Annotated in this window: 19 protein-coding genes, 1 tRNA gene and 1 pseudogene; 13 read left to right on the forward strand and 8 right to left on the reverse strand. The window is 60.6% G+C overall.

Annotated elements, in window-relative coordinates; genetic code table 11:
- Positions 1-9 precede the first annotated feature (9 nt).
- The 5 genes from LOY38_RS10555 (at position 10) to LOY38_RS10575 (ending at position 3,863) form a co-directional block, all read left to right on the forward strand.
- Complete coding sequence (locus tag LOY38_RS10555; protein WP_002552737.1) at positions 10-282, forward strand: HU family DNA-binding protein; 273 nt, start codon at positions 10-12, stop codon at positions 280-282.
- A gap of 53 nt (positions 283-335) precedes the next feature.
- Positions 336-412: transfer RNA gene (locus LOY38_RS10560), tRNA-Asp, on the forward strand.
- Positions 413-514: 102 nt separating this feature from the next.
- The gene (locus LOY38_RS10565) at positions 515-2,386 is read left to right on the forward strand and encodes a SurA N-terminal domain-containing protein (protein WP_258699968.1); all 1,872 of its coding nucleotides are present in this window, start codon (positions 515-517) and stop codon (positions 2,384-2,386) included.
- Positions 2,387-2,666: 280 nt separating this feature from the next.
- Positions 2,667-3,515: a DUF2242 domain-containing protein gene (locus tag LOY38_RS10570; protein ID WP_258699969.1), complete on the forward strand. Its 849-nt coding sequence runs from the start codon at positions 2,667-2,669 to the stop codon at positions 3,513-3,515.
- Positions 3,516-3,680: 165 nt separating this feature from the next.
- Positions 3,681-3,863, forward strand: a complete 183-nt coding sequence (locus tag LOY38_RS10575; protein WP_258699970.1) for a hypothetical protein — start codon at positions 3,681-3,683, stop codon at positions 3,861-3,863.
- Here LOY38_RS10575 and LOY38_RS10580 read toward each other — a convergent pair whose 3' ends face one another.
- Both LOY38_RS10580 and LOY38_RS10585 read right to left on the reverse strand, forming a co-directional pair.
- Positions 3,864-4,904, reverse strand: a complete 1,041-nt coding sequence (locus tag LOY38_RS10580) for an AraC family transcriptional regulator (RefSeq protein ID WP_258699971.1) — start codon at positions 4,902-4,904, stop codon at positions 3,864-3,866.
- A 4-nt stretch (positions 4,905-4,908) separates the two neighbouring features.
- Positions 4,909-6,039 carry a carbon-nitrogen hydrolase family protein gene (locus LOY38_RS10585; protein ID WP_258699972.1) on the reverse strand — a complete coding sequence of 377 codons (1,131 nt, stop codon included), beginning with the start codon at positions 6,037-6,039 and terminating at the stop codon, positions 4,909-4,911.
- Positions 6,040-6,247: 208 nt separating this feature from the next.
- On the opposite strand from LOY38_RS10585, the gene LOY38_RS10590 reads away from it, so the two are divergent.
- Positions 6,248-8,287 (forward strand): FAD-dependent oxidoreductase, encoded by a 2,040-nt coding sequence (locus tag LOY38_RS10590; protein ID WP_258699973.1) that lies wholly within the window; start codon positions 6,248-6,250, stop codon positions 8,285-8,287.
- A gap of 170 nt (positions 8,288-8,457) precedes the next feature.
- Positions 8,458-9,390, forward strand: a complete 933-nt coding sequence (locus tag LOY38_RS10595) for a 1-aminocyclopropane-1-carboxylate deaminase/D-cysteine desulfhydrase (protein ID WP_258700697.1) — start codon at positions 8,458-8,460, stop codon at positions 9,388-9,390.
- Here LOY38_RS10595 and LOY38_RS10600 read toward each other — a convergent pair.
- Both LOY38_RS10600 and LOY38_RS10605 read right to left on the reverse strand, forming a co-directional pair.
- Entirely contained in the window at positions 9,387-9,935 is a 549-nt protein-coding gene (locus LOY38_RS10600; RefSeq protein WP_258699974.1) for a cytochrome b, read from the reverse strand. The two genes, LOY38_RS10595 and LOY38_RS10600, sit on opposite strands and share 4 nt — an antisense overlap.
- Positions 9,936-10,209: 274 nt before the next feature.
- Positions 10,210-11,658: a type VI secretion system Vgr family protein gene (locus LOY38_RS10605; protein ID WP_258699975.1), complete on the reverse strand. Its 1,449-nt coding sequence runs from the start codon at positions 11,656-11,658 to the stop codon at positions 10,210-10,212.
- A 231-nt stretch (positions 11,659-11,889) separates the two neighbouring features.
- Here LOY38_RS10605 and LOY38_RS10610 point away from each other — a divergent pair, with 231 nt between their 5' ends.
- Positions 11,890-12,594, forward strand: a complete 705-nt coding sequence (locus LOY38_RS10610; protein WP_258699976.1) for a YebC/PmpR family DNA-binding transcriptional regulator — start codon at positions 11,890-11,892, stop codon at positions 12,592-12,594.
- 136 nt (positions 12,595-12,730) lie between these two features.
- Here LOY38_RS10610 and LOY38_RS10615 read toward each other — a convergent pair whose 3' ends face one another.
- The 4 genes and pseudogenes from LOY38_RS10615 to LOY38_RS10630 all read right to left on the reverse strand — a co-directional run bounded on the left by LOY38_RS10615 (position 12,731) and on the right by LOY38_RS10630 (position 16,894).
- Positions 12,731-14,035 carry a leucine-rich repeat-containing protein kinase family protein gene (locus LOY38_RS10615; RefSeq protein WP_258699977.1) on the reverse strand — a complete coding sequence of 435 codons (1,305 nt, stop codon included), beginning with the start codon at positions 14,033-14,035 and terminating at the stop codon, positions 12,731-12,733.
- 193 nt (positions 14,036-14,228) lie between these two features.
- Positions 14,229-15,359: a cell division protein ZapE gene (gene zapE / locus LOY38_RS10620; protein WP_258699978.1), complete on the reverse strand. Its 1,131-nt coding sequence runs from the start codon at positions 15,357-15,359 to the stop codon at positions 14,229-14,231.
- A 283-nt stretch (positions 15,360-15,642) separates the two neighbouring features.
- Positions 15,643-16,383: an anti-sigma factor gene (locus tag LOY38_RS10625; protein WP_258699979.1), complete on the reverse strand. Its 741-nt coding sequence runs from the start codon at positions 16,381-16,383 to the stop codon at positions 15,643-15,645.
- Positions 16,380-16,894, reverse strand: a pseudogene (locus LOY38_RS10630) (RNA polymerase sigma factor). The gene LOY38_RS10625 and the pseudogene LOY38_RS10630 overlap by 4 nt, the downstream one beginning before the upstream one ends.
- A 255-nt stretch (positions 16,895-17,149) precedes the next feature.
- Here LOY38_RS10630 and LOY38_RS10635 point away from each other — a divergent pair.
- From LOY38_RS10635 to LOY38_RS10655, 5 genes are all read left to right on the forward strand, one after another.
- Entirely contained in the window at positions 17,150-18,751 is a 1,602-nt protein-coding gene (locus tag LOY38_RS10635) for an amino acid adenylation domain-containing protein (protein ID WP_258699980.1), read from the forward strand.
- The gene (locus LOY38_RS10640) at positions 18,748-20,082 is read left to right on the forward strand and encodes a hypothetical protein (RefSeq protein WP_258699981.1); all 1,335 of its coding nucleotides are present in this window, start codon (positions 18,748-18,750) and stop codon (positions 20,080-20,082) included. The genes LOY38_RS10635 and LOY38_RS10640 overlap by 4 nt, the downstream gene beginning before the upstream one ends.
- 56 nt (positions 20,083-20,138) lie before the next feature.
- Entirely contained in the window at positions 20,139-20,903 is a 765-nt protein-coding gene (locus LOY38_RS10645) for an enoyl-CoA hydratase-related protein (RefSeq protein ID WP_258700698.1), read from the forward strand.
- Between the two features lie 123 nt (positions 20,904-21,026).
- Positions 21,027-22,118: a catalase family peroxidase gene (locus LOY38_RS10650; protein ID WP_258699982.1), complete on the forward strand. Its 1,092-nt coding sequence runs from the start codon at positions 21,027-21,029 to the stop codon at positions 22,116-22,118.
- Entirely contained in the window at positions 22,115-22,663 is a 549-nt protein-coding gene (locus LOY38_RS10655; protein WP_258699983.1) for a cytochrome b, read from the forward strand. The genes LOY38_RS10650 and LOY38_RS10655 overlap by 4 nt, the downstream gene beginning before the upstream one ends.
- Positions 22,664-22,668: the final 5 nt, after the last annotated feature.

Raw genomic sequence — 22,668 nt, forward strand, 5'->3', positions numbered from 1 at the left:
GGACTTAGAGTGAACAAGTCGGAACTGATTGATGCTATCGCTGCATCCGCTGATATCCCGAAAGCTGCTGCTGGCCGTGCGCTGGACGCTGTAATCGAATCCGTCACTGGCGCTCTCAAGGCTGGCGACTCTGTTGTTCTGGTTGGTTTCGGCACCTTCTCCGTGACTGATCGTCCAGCTCGCATCGGTCGTAACCCACAGACCGGTAAGACGCTGGAAATCGCAGCCGCCAAAAAACCAGGTTTCAAAGCCGGTAAAGCACTGAAAGAAGCTGTCAACTAAGTTCGATTCAGGTTTTTGCCTATCCGGGTCGGGGTCATTCCTGACTTGGCAGCGGAGCGGTAGTTCAGTCGGTTAGAATACCGGCCTGTCACGCCGGGGGTCGCGGGTTCGAGTCCCGTCCGCTCCGCCAGTTACGAGAAGGCGCATCCTCGGATGCGCCTTTCTTCTATCCGGATTCTACCCACGCTCCACGGTTGCCTAATTTTGAAGTTCAACCGTTTCTGGGGGACGCATGCTGCAGAATATCAGGGACAATTCACAAGGCTGGATTGCCAAGACCATTATCGGGGTCATCGTTGCACTGATGGCTTTGACCGGTTTCGACGCCATTTTTCGGGCCACGACGCACAGCAATGAGGCGGCCAAGGTCAATGGCGAAGAAATCAGCCAGAACGAGCTGAGCCAGGCGGTCGATATGCAACGCCGTCAGCTCATACAACAGCTGGGCAAGGATTTCGATGCTTCCTTGCTCGACGAAAAAATGCTGCGCGAATCGGCCCTCAAGGGCCTGATCGATCGCAAACTGCTGCTGCAAGGCGCAGAAAAATCGAAATTCGCTTTCTCCGAAGCCGCTTTGGATCAGGTGATCCTGCAAACGCCTGAATTCCAGGTGAGTGGCAAGTTCAGCGCCGAGCGTTTCGACCAGGTGATCCGTCAACTGGGCTACAGCCGTCTGCAATTCCGTCAGATGCTGGCTCAGGAAATGCTGATCGGTCAGTTGCGTGCTGGCCTGGCCGGTAGCGGTTTCGTCACCGATGCACAGGTTCTGGCCTTCGCCCGTCTGGAAAAACAGACCCGCGATTTCGCCACCCTGAACGTCAAGGCAGATCCTGCGGCTGTGAAGCTGACCGACGATGAGGTCAAGGCCTACTACGACGAACACGCCAAGGAATTCATGACGCCTGATCAGGTGGTCATCGATTACCTCGAATTGAAAAAGGCTTCCTTCTTCGATCAGGTCAGCGTCAAGGACGAAGACTTGCAGGCGGCGTATCAGAAAGAAACCGCAAACCTGTCCGAGCAACGCCGGGCTGCGCACATTCTGATCGAAGTGAACGACAAGGTGACCGAAGCACAAGCCAAGGCCAAGATCGAAGAGGTGCAGGCGCGTCTGGCTAAAGGCGAGAAGTTTGAAGTCCTGGCCAAGGAGTTCTCCCAGGATCCAGGCTCGGCGAACAATGGTGGTGACCTCGGTTTCGCGGGGCCAGGCGTCTACGATCCAGTGTTTGAAAAAGCCCTGTATTCGTTGGCCAAGGATCAGGTGTCGGAGCCGGTTCGCACTGACTTCGGTTTCCACCTGATCAAGCTGTTGGGTGTTGAAGCGCCTGAGGTGCCAACGTTCGCCAGCCTGAAAGACAAGCTGACCCGCGAGCTGAAAACCCAGCAGGTCGAGCAGCGTTTCGTCGAGGCGACCAAGCAATTGGAAGACTCCTCGTTCGAAGCGTCCGATCTGGCCCAGCCGGCACAGGACCTGAAGCTGACCGTCCACACTTCCGCGCCATTCGGCCGGGAAGGTGGCGAAGGTGTTGCGGCCAACCGTGCCGTGGTGACCGCTGCATTCAGTCCTGAAGTGCTGGATGAGGGTGCCAACAGCACCGCCATCGAGTTGGACCCGGAAACCGTGATCGTGCTGCGCGCCAAGGAGCACCGCAAGCCTGAGCAACTGCCGCTGGAAAGCGTGGCTGCCAGCATTCGCGTGCAATTGACCAAGGAGCACGCCAGTGCTGCCGCCAAGACCAAGGCCGATCAACTGGTTGCCAGCCTGCGCGATGGCAAGACTGCGCTGGACAAGGCGATTGACGGTCAGAGCTGGAAAGTCACCGCAGCAGCCACTCGCGCTCAGGAAGGGACCGACCCAACCGTGCTGCAAGCGCTGTTTCGCATGCCCAAGCCAGCCTCCAAAGACAAGCCGACCTTCAGCAGCGTGACCCTGGCCGATGGTAGCCTGGTGATTGTGCGTCTGAACGGCGTGAACGAAGCCGCGGCGCCGACCGAGGAAGAGAAGGTTCAATACCGTCGCTTCCTCGCCTCGCGCATTGGCCAGCAAGACTTTGCGGCCTACCGCAAACTGCTGGAACGCGAGGCTGAGATCAAGCGTTTCTGATGCCTGACTGAGTTTTGCGCGACACAAAAAACCCCAGCCGAAAGGCTGGGGTTTTTCATGGGGGAAGCAAAAAGATCGCAACCTGCGGCAGCTCCTACAGATGAACGCGATCCCCCGTAGAGGCTGCCGCAGGCTGCGATCTTTTGATTTTTGCTCCGGCGGGACTTTCTCCTGATATGACGGTCAATGAATCTGTAGCCGTTTTAAGACACAATCGATACTCCGCTAAGCATTAATCTGTTGCACAATACGCCCCGAACCGTTTTCCTCAGGATGTTCAATGTTTAAATCAATTCCCATGCGTGTTGTCGGGCTGGCCTTGGTGCTGGCCGCCGCTGCCGGTTGTTCGTCGAAGAAAGCCGCCGTCTATGAGCATGAGAACTTCGACGACTCCGGGACGTTTTCGCGCAGCTACCCGGTGACCGATGCACAAACCTGCGAAGCCGCCCGTCGGGCTTTGCTCAGCCAGGGTTACATCATCACCAGCAGTGATCCGAAACTGATCAGTGGGCACAAGAGCTTCCAGCAGACCGGCGAGACCCATATGGAGATCAGTTTCAATGTGGTCTGTGCCGATGACGGCAGCGAGGGGCATCATGCGACCATGTTCGCCAACGCCCTGCAGGACCGCTATGCGCTGAAAAAGACCAACAACTCCGCCAGCCTCGGCGTCGGCGTGTTGGGCTCGGTATCGATGCCGATCGGCTCGTCCGACGACTCGATGGTCAAGGTCGCCAGCGAAACCGTGTCTTCGGCCAAGTTCTACGAGCGCTTCTTTGCCCTGGTCGAATTGTTCCTGCCGCCTGAAGCGAAGAAGGCCGCGCACATCATCGAGAAGCCGAAAACCGAACTGGGGGTGCCTGAAGCCAAGGCTGCACCGGCTCAGTTGGCGCCGACCCCGACCCCGGCGGCAGAACCTGCTCCGGCAGTCGCACCAGCTCCTGCACCTGCCGAAGCCGCTCCAGCCACTTCGGAGCCTGTTGTGCCGCCTGCTGAAACGGCGCCAATTACTCCGGCCGCGAGCAGTGAGCCGACTTCATCCGCGGAAGCGGTCACGCCAGCGGCGGATTCAAGCACGCTGCCGGCGCCGACCGAGCCGATTTCGGCGCTGCCTGTCTCCAGCCAGTAATTGGTTCCCGTTGTTACGGGGGCGGGTCAGACGATACCGCCTCCGTAATGCCTTTCAAGATTGATCCACATCACGCCGGGCCGTATTCCTACGGCTTATATCGAAAAAAACCTGTGATAAATTCCTGACCACCTGCTACGTTTTATTCAGTAGCGGCATCGTATCGTGCTCGAGTCATTTTTCTTTCATGTGGGCACTTTATGCTCGGGGCGCTGGACATTTATTCAGACGATTTTTTCAATAAGCGATGGGGGTTTAATTATGGATGATTATCAAGAAGAACTGCTCGAGTATCAGGCGTTTGAACTGGACCCGCTGGAACCGGCCGAAGACGCTACGGAGCTGTAATTACGCGGATTGGCGATGACTGCGGCGAAACTCGCCGGGGGTCTGGCCGTTCCAGCGTTTGAAGGCCCGTTGAAAGGCTTCGGCTGAGGCAAACCCCAGCAGGTAGGCGATTTCGCCGAACGCCAGTTCAGTGTCGCGAATGTAGGTCATGGCCAGGTCGCGGCGTGTGTCGTTGAGGATTGCGCGAAATTGCGTGCCTTCCTCGGCAAGTTTGCGGCGCAAGGTCCAGGTTGGCAGCTTCAGGCGTGCCGCGACTTCTTCCAGGTCGGGTTCCCGGCCGCCATTGAGCAACGGCCCCAGTAACTGAGTGATACGTTCACGCAGGCTGCGGGTGCGTGTCAGTTGCTCCAGTTCCCGTTCACACAGTTGCAGCAGGTGCCGCCAGGTGCTCGGGCAGTGCTCCGGGTTGCGCTGAGCGAGGCTGTCCAGGCTCAGGCGCAGCTGATTCTGTTCGGCGCCAAACTGAACCGGACAATCCCCCAGCACGGCATAGGCCTCACGGTAATCCGGCGCCTGGAACTCGATCTCGATCCGTTCGGCGCGTAGCGGGGCAGGGCTTACGCTGGACAATTGCTGCAACCAGCCTGCGATGATCGAGTCCACCACGAAGCGGTTGTAGGCGTTGTAGGGGCTGATGGAATAGAAACGCAGCCAGGCGCCTTGAGCGTCTTCATGAAAGCTCGACTGGCCGCGATAGTTGGAGCCGTACAGCGCTTCGAAGCGAATCAGGCAGCGCGCCGCTTCGCGCACGGTGGGTGCCTGGGCGGCGGTGACGCCGGCCAGTCCGGCCTGGCTCAGGCGACTGAGCTGGCCCATGCGCAAACCCAGTGCCGGGTCGTCGGTCAGTTGAATGGCGCCGTGGCCCAGGCGCATGTAGCGCGGGATCGAGAGGCGTGCACCGGCTTCGGCCAGTCGCGCGGCGTCGAGGCCGTACTGTTCGAGCAGCGGTTGTGGGTCCAGGCCATGGCTGCGCACGGCGTCGGCCAGGCTATGGACGAAGCCCACCGACAGATCCCCGAGGCGCATCGGCTGCGGTTTCATCGGCTTACAGCCAGAGGTTCAGCAAACGCGCGCCCCGGGCATCGCCGTCGGCGAATTGTTGCCCGTTGCTGCTGAGGAAGCTTTGACCGGCGCTGCCCTTGTCCCAGAACTGGCCGCGCAGGAACACGCTCATGCCGGCGATGGCCTGGCTGCCGGACGGTTGGGCAATCAGTGTCAGCCGATGCCAGGCCTGACCTTCACTGACTTCGCCGGCCTTGAGGCTGACAGAACTCGGCGAGGGTTGGCCCTTAAAGCCGCGCCACGGTTGATCCCAGACCCCGCGCCCGACGACGAACGCCGGGACCGCCACCAATTGCGCGCCCTGATCGTCGAGTTTGCGGTAGTTGTCGGGGTACCAGCTGTCGCTGCCGATCAACACGCCCAGGCGCCCGGCCGGGGTGTCGATGACGTTGATCGTAGGATCGGAATTGGCTTCGAGCGTGTCGCGCTTGGCGAAAGTGGGGTGTACTTGCCGCTGGGGTTGGCCGATCGGCAGGCCATCGCGACCGAACACCATGCTGCTGTTGTACAGCGCGCCGTGGCCGATGTGCAGGACGCCGTCGCTGACACTCGGCTCGGGTAACACGATGGAGCCGGCCACCAGGGTCACGTGGAATTCTTTCGCCAGACCCCCGAACAGCGCCTGGTAATCCTTGGCCATGCCCTTGGCTTTCATTCGCAAGTGCGCGTCATCGAGACGGCTGGCGCCCTCGGCGCCGATCAGGGCGCGGATGAACTGCAACGGGTTGCTCACCGCCAGCCAGTTCATGGCTTCCTTGAGCGTGGTGGCCTGGTACAGCTCGTCTTTCTCGCCGCTGACCATCAGCCAGGTACCGATATGTTCGGGCAGCACGACGATGGTTTTTTCATTGAGCAGGCCCTGGTCCTGGGCTTTCTGCAAATAGGCCGCGAGCTTGCGATGCAGGCGCTCGGGGCTTTGATAGTCGGTGGGGAACAGCTCGGGCTGGATGCCCAGCAAGTTGCCACGATCGGCGGGGGTACCCTGATCGACCGCAAGATTGATGCGCAAGTCTGACAGGTAATGACCCACCGGACGGTCCGCGGCCCACATGGCGTAGGTCGTGAGGGCGGCGATCAACGCCATGGAGAGGGTCAGGTACAAAAGTTTGCGCATGGAAAACAGTCAGCGGCCGTGTGCAGGGTTCGCGACTAGGGTAGGGCCCATGCCTGCGCTTGCCAAGGGGCGCTGCGCATTTGGATCAATAAGTTGTCAGTTACGGTCATTGAGTGACAGCAGTACGACTCTTAGTCTGTTGAACATGACTGACGGGAGCCGAAGAGTTCCTGCATTTTTTCCGTGATCGCTCGTTGTGGAGTTACCGATGGCCGCCGCTCATTACCCGCACCTGTTGGCCCCGCTGGACCTGGGTTTTACCACGTTGCGCAACCGCACCCTGATGGGCTCGATGCACACAGGGCTTGAGGAAAAGCCCGGCGGTTTCGAGCGCATGGCCGCCTACTTTGCCGAACGTGCCCGTGGCGGTGTGGGCCTGATGGTCACCGGCGGTATCGGTCCGAACGATGAGGGCGGGGTTTACTCCGGCGCAGCCAAACTGACCACCGAGGAAGAGGCGCTCAAACACCGGATCGTCACCCGAGCGGTGCACGAGGCGGGCGGCAAGATCTGCATGCAGATTCTTCATGCCGGGCGTTATGCCTACAGCCCGAAGCAGGTGGCCCCGAGCGCGATTCAGGCACCGATCAACCCGTTCAAGCCTAAAGAGCTGGACGAGGAAGGCATCGAGAAGCAGATCAGCGATTTCGTCACGTGCTCGACGCTTGCGCAAAAAGCCGAGTACGACGGTGTCGAGATCATGGGTTCCGAAGGTTACTTCATTAACCAGTTCCTCGCGGCCCACACCAACCACCGCACTGACCGCTGGGGCGGCGCTTACGAAAACCGTATGCGCCTGCCGGTGGAAATCGTCCGTCGGGTGCGCGAAGCGGTCGGCCCGAATTTCATCATTATCTTCCGCCTGTCGATGCTCGACCTGGTGGAAGGTGGCAGCACCTGGGAAGAAATCGTGCAATTGGCCAAGGCCATCGAGCAGGCCGGTGCGACGATCATCAACACCGGTATAGGCTGGCACGAAGCACGGATTCCGACCATCGCCACCAAGGTGCCGCGTGCGGCGTTCAGCAAGGTCACGGCGAAACTGCGTGGTTCGGTGAGCATTCCGCTGATCACCACCAACCGCATCAACACCCCCGAAGTCGCCGAGCAGATCCTGGCCGAGGGCGATGCCGACATGGTGTCCATGGCCCGGCCATTCCTGGCCGACCCGGATTTCGTCAACAAGGCTGCGGCCGGCCGTGGCGATGAAATCAACACCTGCATCGGTTGCAATCAGGCGTGTCTGGATCACACCTTTGGCGGCAAGTTGACCAGTTGCCTGGTGAACCCGCGGGCCTGCCATGAAACCGAGCTCAATTACCTGCCGGTGCAGCAGATCAAGAAAATCGCCGTGGTCGGTGCCGGCCCTGCCGGTCTGTCCGCCGCCACTGTGGCCGCCGAGCGTGGCCATCAGGTGACGTTGTTCGATTCGGCCAGCGAAATCGGCGGCCAGTTCAACATCGCCAAGCGCGTGCCGGGCAAGGAAGAGTTCTTCGAGACCCTGCGTTACTTCAACCGCAAATTGCAGACCACCAATGTCGAGCTGTGCCTGAGCACCCGTGTGGATGTGGCGCAGCTGGTCGAGGGCGGTTACGACGAAATCATCCTGGCGACCGGCATTGCGCCACGGGTGCCGGCGATTCCGGGCGTCGAGCACGCCAAGGTGCTGAGCTACCTGGACGTGATCCTGGAGCGCAAACCAGTGGGCAAGCGCGTCGCGGTGATCGGCGCCGGTGGTATCGGTTTCGACGTGTCGGAATTCCTCGTTCACCAGGGTGTGGCCACCAGCCAGGACCGCGAAGCGTTCTGGAAGGAGTGGGGCATCGATACGCAGCTTGAAGCGCGCGGCGGTGTCGCGGGCATCAAGGCTGAGCCGCATGCGCCGGCCCGTGAAGTGTTCCTGTTGCAACGCAAGACCTCCAAGGTCGGCGATGGCTTGGGCAAGACCACTGGCTGGATTCACCGCACCGGTCTGAAAAACAAGCAGGTGCAGATGCTCAACAGCGTCGAGTACCTGAAGATCGACGACGAAGGCCTGCACATCCGCATCGGCGAAAGCGGCGAACCGCAGGTATTACCGGTGGACAACATTGTGATCTGCGCCGGGCAGGATCCGTTGCGTGAGTTGCAGGATGGCCTGATCGCGGCCGGGCAGAACGTGCACTTGATCGGTGGCGCGGATGTGGCGGCGGAGCTGGATGCCAAGCGCGCGATCAACCAGGGTTCGCGGTTGGCGGCTGAGTTGTAATACGCAGGTTTAACGTGCCAATGGCCATCGCGAGCAGGCTCGCTCCCACAGGTTTGTGGTGTTCACGTATTTTGTGACCGACGCAAATCCAAGGTGGGAGCGAGCCTGCTCGCGATAGGGCCCTTTGAGCGACTAGAATGCTGGCTCTTTCTGAGCACAATCAGGCGCCAATGCTTTTTCCTCCTGCCAACTGGCTACCCCAAGCCCCCCTGGAACCCCTTCACCTCGACTGGCTTACCCCCTTCGGCATCGAGGTCGCGATTCTGCGTCTGGACCAGATCGACCCGCTGATCAGCGGCAACAAGTGGTTCAAACTCATCGAACATCTGAAAGCCGCCGACCGGAACGGCGCCCAAGGCATCATCAGCCTGGGTGGCGCTCACTCCAACCATCTCCACGCATTGGCCGCTGCGGGCAAACGCTTCGGTTTCACCACGGTCGGCCTGCTGCGCGGGCATCCGCAAGACACTCCGACGGTGAAGGATTTGCAGGCGTTCGGCATGCAGTTGCACTGGTTGGGTTATGGCGGTTATCGAGCGCGGCACGAACCTGGCTTCTGGCAGCCATGGCTGGAGCAGTATCCCGAGCTACAACCAGTGCCGGAAGGCGGCGGTGGTTTACGTGGGGCGAAGGGCTGCATGCCACTGGTGGCTCAGGTTCGCGAACAACTGAGCGGTCTGGGTTGGAGCCATTACGACGGCTGGTGGCTGGCCTGCGGAACGGGCACGACCCTGGCCGGCCTGGCACTGGCCGAGGCGGGTGAACACCCGGTGTATGGCGCGCTGGCGGTGCCCGAGGATCATGGCGTGGCGCAGCAGGTCGAGTCGATTGTCCGCGAGACAGGTTTGCAGGCTCCGGCTTATGAGCTGTTCGACGCCAGCCGTGGCGGTTTTGCCAAAGTCGATCCGCAGTTACTCAAGTTCATCGAGCAGACCGAACAGGCCAGCGGTATTCCTTTCGAACCGCTGTACACCGGCAAGGCGCTGATGGTACTCAAGCAACAAGTCGAAGCCGGGAAGTTTCCCCTGGGCACGCGCCTGATCTTCATCCACACCGGCGGCTTGCAGGGCCGCCGGGGTTTTGAGCAAAGCGGTCGCGACTAACCGCGTTTGGGCGTCATCCGCAGCAAGGTGTTATCGCGCACCACATAGTGATGATAAAGCCCGGCCACGGCGTGCAGTCCGATCAGCCAATAGCCGATGGTCCCGCCGAGCACATGCCAGCCCTCGAATTGCTTGGCCAGCGTTTTGTTCTCTTCGATCAGCAACGGCAAGTCAATGCCATAGAACATCACCCGATGGCCCTCGGCGCTGGTAATCAGCCAGCCCAGAATCGGCATGGTGATCATGAAAATATACAGCGCCCAGTGCATCAGTTTGGCGAGCACGCTTTGCCAGCGAGGCGAGGCGGGGAAGATCTGTGGCGCCGGCCCCAGGCTGCGGGCGAATAGCCGTAGCCAGACCAGAATGAACACGGTCAGGCCGAGCATGAAGTGCGCTTCCTTGATCAGCGTCCGGCCGCCACTGCCTTTGGGAAAGATCCCGCGAAATTCGATACAGGCGTAGACCAGTATTAACAGAACCAGCATCAACCAGTGCAGCGCGATCGATACGGTGCTGTAGCGTGATTCGGAATTCTTCCAGGGCATACGGTGTTCCTCACAGGACTGGTCTGAAGTCGCCGTTCTTGTTCGACGGCGTGGGCTAACTGTAATCCTGTTTCACTGGATTTGCCCGAGGTGAATTGGCTGATGAATGCTCTGGATCAAGTGAATCGGCCACAAAAAAGCGCCGCAGGGAGCTGCTTTTGTGGGAGCGGGCTTGCTCGCGAAGAAGCCGGAGCTGCCTACACAAAACGCTCGCGAACCCTCTCCACAAACGTCGCCACCACCCGCCGTGTGCAATGGGTAATCGACAACGGCGTCACGGCATGAGATCCGAGCGGTTGATCAACCAATCGAGCAGCATATTGGCATCGCGGCGTGGCTCGGGAGCGGGCCGGGAAGGCTGGAGATGGTCCATGCCGGCACACAGCACCGGCCGGTCCGGGTCGCTATCGAGGAAACTGATCAACACGTTGGTGCCGGCCATGGGCAGCCTGGACGGATCGATCTGGCCGTCCGGTGTTGCAAGGGCTACCGGTAGCCAGAATCCGGCGGATTCATCCGCCTCGAACTCCGACGTTGGCCACAAGCAGATCTGTATTCGGCCCTGGTCATCGAGCGCCGCCGGTTGCCCGACGGGACCCAGCACCCGGGCGGTCTGATAGCCCGGAACGCTCGGCCTGGCCTGTTTGAGCGCCGGCCTGAATACCGTTGACCAGGGAATGGCAGTGAACTGATTGCGATAGTGCCGGGCAATGTCGGGCGGGTCCTGGGCGAGAATCGACGGCTGCTGTCCCTGGTGCTGGATGTCGGTGAGCAGCCACTGATCGTTGAAACTCGAGAGCGGATGTTCCGCCACTTGCAGGATTCGTCCGCTGCGCAGCTCACGTTGGGTGCTTTGGCCGTGGATCTGCCGGTGCCGGCAGCGCAGACGCTCCAGCAGGCGGCGGCTGAGCTGATCGCGATGACACTGTTCGGACGCGGGGTGTGCCGTCACCGGGCCCGTTCTGGCGAGCGGGTGGTTGGCCGCGCCGTCGCCGAGCACCTGCGCGCCGCGATTTCTCGCGTTCCATTGTGCAGGTGCAGGTGCAGGTGCAGGTGCAGGTGCAGGTGCCGGGGCATGGTGCTGGAACAGTTCGCTGATCACTGGCGAGGTGGGGGCGTTGGGTGCGTCGTCATGGAACGGCATCAACAACGGCTCCTGGGGAAAGCTCAGGCTGTCATCGGCCAGCACCAGCACGTGCCCGTCGGGCTGATGCTCGAAGTGATAGTGGATACCTTCTTCTTCACACAGCCGCTGCATGAAGGCCAGGTCGCTTTCTTCGTATTGAATGCAAAAAGGCCGCAGAGGGTAGCGCCCGCTTGTCAGGTCGAAGCGATAACTGTGTTCGGGCAACTGATGCTCCTCCAGCAACTGGAGCACGATCGCTGGCACGCTGAGGTGATGAAACACCCGCCGCGCGCGGTGCCGGTCCAGTCGTTGAAGATGGGGCGTCAGCACCAGAGAGTAGCCGACCCGGTGCGGGCCGCGATGTTCGCGACTGACGCTGTGGAGCACACCGTGAATGCCCTGATCACCCGCCAGCCTCAGGAACGCCGGTTGTTGCAGCCATCGCTCGAGGTTCGTCGACGGTGCGAGGCCGATCACGTCGATGTCGAATCGATAGGGCTGGTTGAGGCCTTCATGGCCACTGAACTGCAACACCTGCAAACTCAAACCGCCGTCGAGAAGCGTCAGGGTGAAGGGGCTTTCCTTGTCGTTGTGCATCGAACGCGCTTCTGCCAGGGAGGACGGATGCAGAGGATACGAAACCACAGCCCGGAAGCGTTACCGCAAATCGACTTTTCAGAATCGCCCTACAAACGCTGCTGAAGATGTCGATCCGTCATGGGGTGAAGATCTTGGAATTTTTGGTCGATTGGCATCTTTAGGCCGTATAAACTTGCGCAACGCGTCGGCCAATAGATGTCTCGGCGCCACAGATCAAGAGAGTGAGTAATGGGCGCACAGTGGAAGGTTAAACACAAAGAAGCGGCAGCCAACGCCAAGGGCAAGATCTTCGGCAAACTGGTGAAAGAAATCACCATTGCTGCGCGCAACGGTGCCGATACCGCCACCAACGCACACCTGCGTCTGGTGGTCGAACAGGCGAAAAAAGCCTCGATGCCCCGCGAAACCCTGGAACGCGCGATCAAGAAAGGCTCCGGCCAGCTCGGCGAAACCGTGCAATACCATCGCGTGACCTATGAAGGGTTCGCACCGCATCAGGTGCCGCTGATCGTTGAATGCGTCACCGACAACATCAACCGCACCGTCGCTGAAATCCGCGTCGCGTTCCGCAAGGGCCAGTTGGGTGCTTCCGGTTCGGTGGCCTGGGACTTCAACCACGTCGGCATGATCGAGGCGTCCCCGGACAGCCCTGACGCCGATCCGGAAATGGCCGCGATCGAAGCCGGTGCCCAGGATTTCGAGCCGGGTGAAGAGGGCGCGACGCTGTTCCTGACCGAGCCTGCGGACCTGGATTCGGTACAGAAAGCGCTGCCGGAGCAGGGTTTCACGGTGTTGTCGGCCAAGTTGGGTTACCAGCCGAAGAACCCGGTCAGCGGCCTGAGCGATGAGCAGATGGCGGAAGTCGAAGCCTTCCTCGAAGGCCTCGATAACCACGATGACGTGCAGGACATGTTTGTCGGTTTGGCGGGTTAAGCGGTTCCGGCAGTTTGTGATCTGACTTGTGGCGAGGGAGCTTGCTCCCGTTCGGTTGCGCAGCAGCCGTCGCTTTTGGGACGGCTTCGCCGTCCAACGGGAGCAAGCTCCCTCGCCACAGGTTTTATAGTTGCCGCTAGTTGAACGCAGTCAACTCCCGCACCACCTCGCTGAACCCCGGCCGCGCCAGCACATCCGGCTGACAGCAGCGCTGGTGCAACGCCTCCAGCTGCTCGCGACCTGCCTCGCTCAACCCCGAGTCGATCCGCTCCAGCAATTCCCCCAGCAGCACCCCGAACGCCCGTACTTCGATTCGTTGCAGTGCGCGGCTTTCAAGGCTGTCCGAAGTGGCATGGAAAGACGCCGCGCCAAAGTCGCCCAACAGGCAATCACCGTGCTCGTTCCACATGATGTTGTGGCCATAGAGGTCACCGTGGGTGATGCCTTGGCGGTGCAAATGTTCAGCCACTGAAGCAATGCCACTGGCGATGCGCAGCGCCACGCCAGCGCTGAAGCGGGTGTCGTCGGTGTAGATGTCGCGGGTGCAGGACGCCAGGCTCGGCAGCCCGGCCAGGTTGCGGTAACTCGGATCGATCAGCTGCATCACCAGCCCGGCCTGCGCCTGCGGATGCCCGACAATCCGCCCTTCGACCCGGATCAGATTGGGATGGATACCGGCGGTGATGCAGGCGTTCATTTCGTGCAACGGCGAGCCATCGCTGGTCATTTCGCCTTTGTAGAGTTTTACCGCGACCTGTTTCGTCTGCTCCCACAACGCCTGATGAATGATCCCCGACGCACCTTCGCCGAGTTTTTTCTCCAGGCTCAGTTGGGACCAGGGAATACTCGCCGTTGCTTCGAGGGCGGCGGCATCGGCTTCGGTTTCCAGCGGGTTACCAGCGTAGGCCAGCCAGGTCAGGCTCGGCAGGGTCAGCAGCCACTCGGGAAGCTCGGTGAGCTGATTGGCGGCGATGCGGATCAGTTCGAGTCGATGGCAATGGCTCAGGCTCTTGGGCAAACGCTGTAACCGGTTGCCGGCGAGCATGAGCTTTTGCAGGTGCGGGCGTTCCCCCAGTTCGGTCGGCAGATCCGTGATGTGGTTGTCGGTCAGGATCAGCCAGCGCAACTGCGGCGGCAGGGCGGCGGCCGGTACGTTCTCGATGGCGTTGGCCTTGAAGCCGATCATCGTCAGCGCCGCGCACTGGCCGAGGCAGGCGGGCAGTTCGGTGAACCGGTTGTCCGAGCAGAACAGCACGCGCAAACGGGTCAGGCGGTGCAGGTCGTCCGGCAGGCTGCGCAAGGCATTGCCGCTGAGGTTGAGCACTTGCAGCGAGTCCGCCAGGTCGAAGATTTCCCGGGGGAACTCGGTCAGGCCGCAGGACAGATCCAGACGGGTGATGCCCGACAGTTGGCCGGCGCGCAGTTGTGCGAGGGTGTGCATGGGCAGGTTCGCTATTGATCGGAAGGAGGGCGCGGGGGCCTGGAAATGGGCGACATGATAGCGGGAAATTAGCGGTGCTTGTCAGGGGCTCTTCGCGAGCAAGCCCGCTCCCACAGGGGGCTGCGTCGCTCACAAAACCAATGTGTGCGGGCTTGCTCGCGAAGGGGCCGGCAGCCCAAACACAATCTCTCGGTCAGGCGGGGTCCCTGACCTCCACCAACTGCCCCAACCGGCTACGCGTACGCGCCAGGTCGATGGCATCGCCGCCCAGGCTTTCGCGCAATGACTGGTGGCCGAGCAGAATCAGGTGCTTGTCCTGGTCGTACAAGACGTCGATCAGGTTGATGAAGCGCTGCTGGGCGGCGATTGAGCAGTCGGCGAGGCTGGGCAGTTTGTCGATGATCCAGCGGTCGAAACGCCGGCACAGTTCCAGGTAGTCCATGACAGCGGTGGGGTGTTCGCACACGTCACCGAAGGTAAAGCCGATGGTTCGTCCTTCGCAGTATCGGGCTTGAAGGTGTCGTGTCCCGACGGGCAGCTGAATGGCCGGCGCATCGTGTTCGGGCAGGTGCAACGCCTGGCGCTGCGCCATTGTGGCTGGCCAGACGTATTGACCCTGGGTGAATAGCTGCTGTGCGTGGGCTCGCGCCTGACTGCGGTAATCATGGGGGCCGTCGACTTCCATCACCTGCATGCGAGCGTGAATCAGGTCGATCACCGGTTTGAAACGTGCATGATAGAGCGGGTTGGGCAACAAACCTTCCGGCGGGTAGTTGGAGGTCACCAGCAGCAGAACCCCACGGCGAAACAGCGCTTTGAACAGCCGCGTGATGAGCATCGCATCGCCGATGTCATGCACGTGGAATTCATCGAAACACAGCACCCGGCAGTCTCGCAGCAGTTCATCAAGGGTGACTGCCAGCGCATCGGGCTGATCGCGATGGCTGAACATGCCCTGGTGCAATTGTGCAAAAAACTCATGGAAGTGCAGGCGCTGTTTTTCCGCGATGGGGATGGCCTGGAAAAAACCGTCGAGCAACCAGCTCTTGCCGCGCCCGACTGCACCATGGAGGTAAAGACCGGGGAGTGTTGATGCCGATGTGCCCTGCAGCGCCGAAGCGTGCTGCGCCATGCAGTCGATCACTCGCTGCTGGCTGTGGCTGAGGGTGTAGCCCTGGGCATGGGCCTTGTGGTGGAAGTAGTCGTGGATCACCCGGCCCTGCGCGCTGGCACTGGCCGGCGCCGCGAGTGCCTTGCCGAACAAACGGCGCAGCGCGGGCCAGTGTGGTGTGAGTCGCGGACGGTTGGGCGGTCGAACGGCCACTGTGATGTCACCCCGTAGTCTTAAGGCCGGCTCCCAAGCTGCGGCGGCGTAGTGTAACCAAATGGGGAATAACCCGACCACTTCGGCAAATGTGGGGTGGCGCAGGCTGCGACCTTTTGATCTTCGAGGCTACCGCTCGATACTGCGATTCTACCGGGCATTCCACGCCGGGCGCTGTTCGTTGACCTGATCCCAGTCGATGGCAATGGCAGTGTTCAGATACTGTTTCATCGCCTCGACCCACCGCTCCCACATTCGATTGGTGTTGTCCTCGTTTCCGAGATCAGAACTTCAGCATCTGCGCCGTCGGGGTGTCACTCGGGCTGACCATCGCGTAGTTGTACCCGCCCCCCGACCAGTACTCGGCCTGCAGTTCACCATCGCTGCGGCTACCGCGGGGCAGCAGGGTGTTTTTCGGCCCGGGTGGCCGGACGTAGAAGCTGATCTTGTGCCCGCTCCTGTCCTCATACACCACCATTGCCGCCGGCCCTTGCTCGGTGCTGAGCAAACGACCGCTGACCGGTTTGTAGCCAGCCGTCGCCAGGTTTGGCAAACGCTGGGCCTGGCTGAAATAACGGTCGAGCCAGCCCTGCATATCGCCGTCGTCGCTGACTTGGTAATCCGCCGGCAGGATGCCTTGCTGGGCAATCAGTCGGTAGGCCTGCATCGCATCGGTCATCGGCAGTGGGGCGCTGGCCAAGGTCATTTCCCGTGCCTGCCAACCGCCCAGCCCGCCGACGCTGACCGCCATCAACAATATCGCGGCACTGGCCAGATGACGCCGGGATTGGCGTTTGAGGCGCTGGCGAATCAGCGCCGGGTCGAGTTCCGGGTTGGTCGGTTGCTGCAAGGCGCCGCTCAGGGCCGCGCGCAATTGTTGGGCATCGTGCTGCCAGGCGCGTACTTGCGCGGCCACTTCGGCGTGGCTGGCCAGATAAGTGTCCACCTGATGTCGGTCGGCATCGCTGAGTTGGTGATCGACGTAGGCGTGCAAGTCACGCTCGCTGGGCGGCATGCTGATCATTTGAGTCTCCGCAGAGAAGGGCGGGTGATTTCGCCGTCGCTGAGCTGGCGCAAGGCCTGGCGCGCGCGGGAAAGGCGCGACATCACGGTGCCGGTGGGGACGTCGAGAATCTCGGCGACCTCTTTATAACTCAAGCCCTCCACCGACACCCAGAGCAGCAGCGCGCGCTGTTCGGTGCTGAGTTGGTCGAAGGCTTGCAGGGTCGATTGGGCGATCACCGTGCGTTCTACCGAAGGTTGCGCATCGTCACGCCCGGAAAAGAATTCGAGCATCCGCGCATAACGCCGGGAGCGGCGGTGGGCGTCGAGAAACTGCCGATAAAGAATCGAAAACAGCCAGGCCCGCAAGTCGCCCTCGGGGCGTTTGCCGCCCCAACTCGATAGCGCTCGCTCAAGGCACGCCTGCACCAGATCGTCGGCGCTGCTGGGGTTGCGCGTCAGCGATACGGCGAAACGGCGAAACGCCGTAGCCTTGGAATGATTTCACGCAATTGTCCGTCGATGTTGTTCATGGAGAAGGCGTGTTCTCTGGCTGTGATGAGTGGCACTGACAAGAAGGACGCCGACCACAGCAGGTTATTCCCACGTCGGGAAACCGTTTCTCATTTTTGTAGGAGGTTTCTGATGGATTTGTAGTCCATGTAATGGCATCGAACTTCGTGGCTCAACCCATGCGGCAGCACAGGCAATCAGCCCAGCCTTTCACCAGGCTGCGCAAACCCACCCGTGCTTGAACGTTGATATTGAGCCTGAAGAGACTTTTTGACATGCAAGAGTGCGAAGTTACCCTTGAATCAGCACCGATTTGCTCGCTGCTTCCGACCAATGCCCAGGACGTGTGGCAGCGATTCGGTCGTGGGCCGACGGTCGAGCCTGAGTATCTTCTGATCCATCACGCCGTCGAGGCGCAAGCCGCCGTCAGACCTCAGGGCATTGCCGCCCATTGTGAGGGCGAAACCATCACCTATGGTGAACTGAACCGGCAGGCCAACCGACTGGCCACGATGTTACGTCGGCAGGGCGTGATCCCGGGCGATCATGTGGCCTTGTTTGTGGAACGTTCGATCCCGATGCTGGTGGGAATACTGGCCGCATTGAAAGTGGGCGCGGCCTACATTCCTCAGCACGTAGGGATTACTCCCGCCGCGCAATTGCGCCACATCATGGACGTGGCTTCGACGCGGGTGGTGCTGACGCTGTCGAGCCTTGAGTCGCGAATTCCCCTGACGTCGCAGCAATACAGCATTTGCCTCGATGAGTTCATGAAGGTTGCGTCAACACCCGCTGATGACTTGAATGTGGCCTGTTCGCTGTCGTCGGCTCCGGACCGACAGTGTTTCGTTCTGTTTACCTCCGGCACCACCGGCCTGCCCAATGGGGTTCGGGTGACCCAGCGCAATGTGTGCAATATTTTGCTGACAGCCCCAGGCAATCTCGGCATGCAGCCTGGGCTCAAGGTCGGACAGATACTTAACATTGCCTTTGACATGGCGGCCTGGGAAATACTCGGTTGTCTGGCTCATGGCGCGACCTTGATGATCCGTGGCAAGGACATCGGCCAGACTGCCGAACAATGCGATGTACTGATCGCCACCCCCTCGATTCTCGGCACACTCGATCCATTGCGTTGTCAGCAAGTCAAGGTCGTGGCCCTTGCAGGGGAACCGTGCCCGCAACCCCTGGCCGATCGCTGGTCTTCGTTCTGCACTTTTTACAATGCCTGCGGCCCGACCGAAACCACCATCGTCAACACCATGCAGCATTACAAGGGCGCAGGTGCGTTGACGATTGGCAAACCCACGCCCAACAACACGGTGTACGTGCTGGATGAGGCGGGCCAGCCCTGTAAGGTGGGTGAGCAAGGCGAGATGTGGGCCGGTGGCGACTGTGTGACGGCTGGCTATTTGGGTAACCCGGCGCTGACCACCGAACGCTATCGCCCCGACCCGTTTCTGGGGCAGGGCCGGATGATGTTCCGCACACGTGATCTGGGGCGCTGGACAGCGAACGGCGAACTTGAACACCTGGGCCGCGTCGATGATCAGGTCAAGGTCAGAGGGTTTCGGGTGGAGCTCGACGCTGTTTCTGCGACTCTGGAGTCATCCGGTCGCTGCGAGCGGGCGGTCACGCTAAAACTCGACAGTCGCCATCTGGTGGCCTTCGTCTATCCCGTCACCACGGACATCGATGCGGCAAGACGTCGCTGTGAAGAGCGGCTTGCCTACTATTGCGTCCCTTCGCTGATCATCGCCGTGGATCAAATTCCGCTGACATCACGGGGTAAGGTCGACAAACGTTTGTTGCTGGAGTGGGCGGTGGCGCATCAGGCCGACCTTGCCGCGGCCACCAGGCAAGGGGTGAGCGCATGAAGGGGGGGAATCCGGATACCGCGCTGCCCGCCAGGCGCGCGCTGTGGCGGCGATGGGGAACGTTGCCGATATTTTCTCATTACAACCGCCTGGTAGCCCTGGTGCTTGCACTCAATATTGCGGCACTGGCGCATGGGCTGACCGCCGGGCAGTGGTGGACATCCTCGGGGATTGTCCTTGAGGCGCTGTCGGGTTTGGTGGTGGCCAATCTGTCGATGGCGATTTTGATTCGCCAGCAATACATCATCAATCTGCTGTTCTGGCTGGCAACCCGGGCGCCCACTTGCTGGCCGCTTGCGATTCGCCGCTCACTGGCCAAGGTTTACCACTTCGGCGGCTTGCACAGCGGCGGCGCGCTGGCAGCCATTGGCTGGTTCGCGGTGTTGAGTGGCTCCTTGAGCTGGCATTGGATTGAGGGTCTGAACGGGGTTTCTCTGGCGCTGCTAGGGGTGAGCGCCGGGTTGCTGGGCATCTTGCTGTTGGTGGCGATCATGGCGCATCCACGGATTCGCGCACGTTTTCACAACGGGTTCGAGCGAATGCACCGCTTTGGTGGATGGACCGCGCTCGCCCTGTTCTGGGTATGGACCGTTCTGTTTGTCCGGGACCAGAATCTGCAGACTCCCGTGCATGAGGCGCTGTCGACGTCGGTGGCATTCTGGATGCTGATTGTGCTGACGTTCAGCATCGCCTTGCCATGGTTGCGTCTGCGTAAAGTGCCGGTGCAACTGATCAGGCCTTCTCCTCATGCGGTAATAGCCCGTTTTGGCCATGTCACGCCGTTTGCCGGCTCGTCCAACGCTATCAGTCGCAACCCGCTTATGGAGTGGCACTCCTTTGCCAATATTCCCACACCAGGTGAGGCGGGTTTTCGCCTGATCATTTCCCGGGCAGGTGACTGGACCGGCGAGTTCATCGAACAGATGCCGACTCATGTCTGGGTCAAAGGCATTACCACTGCCGGCGTGGCACACATTGAAACCCTGTTCAAATCGGTGGTGTACATCGCCACGGGCAGCGGCATCGGACCGGTATTGCCCCATTTGCTGGCCAAACAGGTACCGATACGGCTGGTCTGGTCGACCCGCAGCCCCCGAAAAACCTACGGTGACGAACTGGTGGAAGAGATCCTGCGGGCCAATCCTGATGCCTTGATTTGGGACACTGACGTGCTCGGCAAGCCAGACCTTGTGCAATTGGCCTATGACGCGGTGCGAACGTTCGGTGCCGAGGCGGTGATCTGCATTTCTAACCAGACGCTCACTCAGCGAGTGGTTGAGGAAATGGAGGCACGGGGCATTCCGGCTTATGGCGCGATCTGGGATTCCTGATGTTTGCCAAAGGCATTTTTCAGTCAAACCTTTCACAGGTATTCAATGAGGTCACTATGCACACACTGATCGAACGTCATGATCGAGTCGTATTGATTCGTCTCGATCGCCCCCAAGCCAGGAATGCTTTGAGCTCGGCCCTGATGCGCGAACTGCTGGACACATTGCAACAGCTGGACCGCGACCCCGGGGTCGGCTGTTTCGTGATCACCGGGACGGCGGATTTTTTTGCGGCTGGCGCCGATATCAAGGAAATGTACGAAAAGTCTTATCTGGACATGGTCCACGAAGACTATTTTGCTGAGTGGGAGGCCTTTGCTGCGTTACGTACGCCCAAACTGGCCGCTGTTGCCGGTTATGCGTACGGTGGCGGTTGTGAGTTGGCGATGATGTGCGATCTGATCTTTGCTGCGGATACCGCCCGCTTTGGCCAACCGGAGATCAGGTTGGGGGTGATGCCTGGTATGGGAGGGACCCAGCGTCTGACACGGCTGATAGGCAAGTCGAAGGCCATGGATATGATTCTGACCGGACGCTCGATGTCGGCTGAGGAGGCTGAGCGAGCAGGGTTGGTATCGCGTGTGATTTCTGCCAGCGATCTGCTGGAACAATCCTTGGCCGCGGCGCAGATAATTGCCGGTTTCGCCAAGACAGCCACACTGGCTGCGCGAGAAGCAGTGGACCGTGCACTGGAGTCAGGATTGCGCGATGGCCTTCTTTTCGAGCGAAGAGTGTTTCATGGTTTGTTTGCCACGGGGGGGCAAAAGGAAGGTATGCAGGCTTTTTTGGAGAAGCGTGAGCCGTGTTTCAACCCGGTTTGACCCAACCTTGAGGATTCGTCGCTAGCGGTGCTTTGAAAGAAACTACAGTTCAGGGGGAATAATCCTACGTGACGTTCGTCTCATAGCTCTTTTCCCCTGTGGCCCACGGCCCTGGAGACTTTCATGGTTGATCGCTCATCTACAACAGGGCCGTCTCGGCCGCCCCTGAGCACCGCGAGCCTGACGTTGCGCCTGACCGGTATTGCCGTGGTGGTCGCTGCGCTGGTCGGGGCTTTTGCCTACGTCAACGGCACACTCGACCCACAGCGTCTGACGCCGAAAGCGTTGATCAATGTGTTGGAGAAAAACAACGGTGTGCACCCGGGGTTCCGTCGTAACCACGCCAAAGGGGTGTGCGTGATCGGGCATTTCGAGAGCAGCGGCCAGGCGCGCGAGTACTCCAGCGCCCAAGTGTTCAGTGAAGCGCGGACCCCGGTGGTCGGGCGTTTCGCACTGCCTGCCGGCAACCCTTACGCACCAGACAACAGTGTGCCGATCCGCAGCCTGGCGTTGCGTTTCACCCAGGCCAACGGTCAGCAGTGGCGCACCGGGATGAACAGCATGCCGGTGTTCCCGGTGGGCACGCCCGAGGCGTTCTATCAGTTGCAACAAGCGCAGGCGCCGGACCCTGCGACCGGCAAACCGAACCCTGCGGCTGTTCCGGCGTTCTTCGGTTCTCACCCGGAAGCCGCGCCGTTCCTTGCCTGGATCAAAACCGCCAAACCTTCTGCCAGTTATGCGACGCAGACTTATAACAGCGTCAACGCGTTTTACCTGGTGAACGCAGCCGGTCAGCGGCAAGCGGTGCGCTGGAGCATGACACCAGTGGCTCAGGACGCGGCGGGTGCGACGGCAGCGGAGGGCGCTGACTTCCTCGAAAAAGATTTGGTTCAGCGCTTGTCCGCCGGACCATTGCGTTGGCAGTTGAACATTACCCTGGCGAACCCCGGGGACCCGGTCAACGACGCGAGCAAGGCCTGGCCCGAGGGTAGAAAAGTGCTGAACGCCGGCACGCTGGTGCTCGAAAGCACCCAGCCGCAACTCAATGGCGAGTGCCGTGACATCAACTACGACCCGCTGGTGTTGCCCAGCGGTATCGAAGGCTCCGACGACCCGCTGCTTGCCGCTCGCTCAGCGGGTTACGCCCGTTCCTACCTGCGCCGCACCAGCGAAGTGAAGCAGTTGCCCAACGCCAAACAGGAGTCTCAACAATGAGTGCTCAACCGAACCATTTCGCACCTTTGGCGCGGCTGCTGCACTGGCTGATGGCGCTGATGATCATTGCGATGCTGTTTATCGGCGCGGGCATGGTGGCCTCGGTGTCCGAGCGTCATGAATGGCTGATCCATCTGCACAAGCCTTTGGGCATTGCGATTCTGCTGTTGGTGGTCGTGCGCCTGGCCGTGCGTTTTTCGACCCGGCAACCATCGCTGCCGGCGGACTTGCCGGGTTGGCAGGTGCTGGCGGCGAAGGCCTCGCATGTTTTGCTGTACGCTTTGATGCTGATTTTGCCGCTGCTGGGCTGGGCGATGATTTCGGCGGCTGGCGATCCGGTAATGCTCAGTCGTTCGTTGCAGTTGCCGTCGATCCTGCCGGCCAATGCGCAAGTGTTTGCGTTTCTGCGCAAGGCGCATGGGTATTTGGCGTATCTGCTGTTTCTGACCGTGCTGCTGCACCTGGCGGCGGCGTTGTTTCACGGTTGGGTGCGCCGCGATGACGTGCTGGACAGCATGTTGCGAGGCAGGGAGCGCGATTTGTAGCAGCC

This window comes from Pseudomonas sp. B21-015 (assembly GCF_024749285.1).
Classification (GTDB): domain Bacteria; phylum Pseudomonadota; class Gammaproteobacteria; order Pseudomonadales; family Pseudomonadaceae; genus Aquipseudomonas.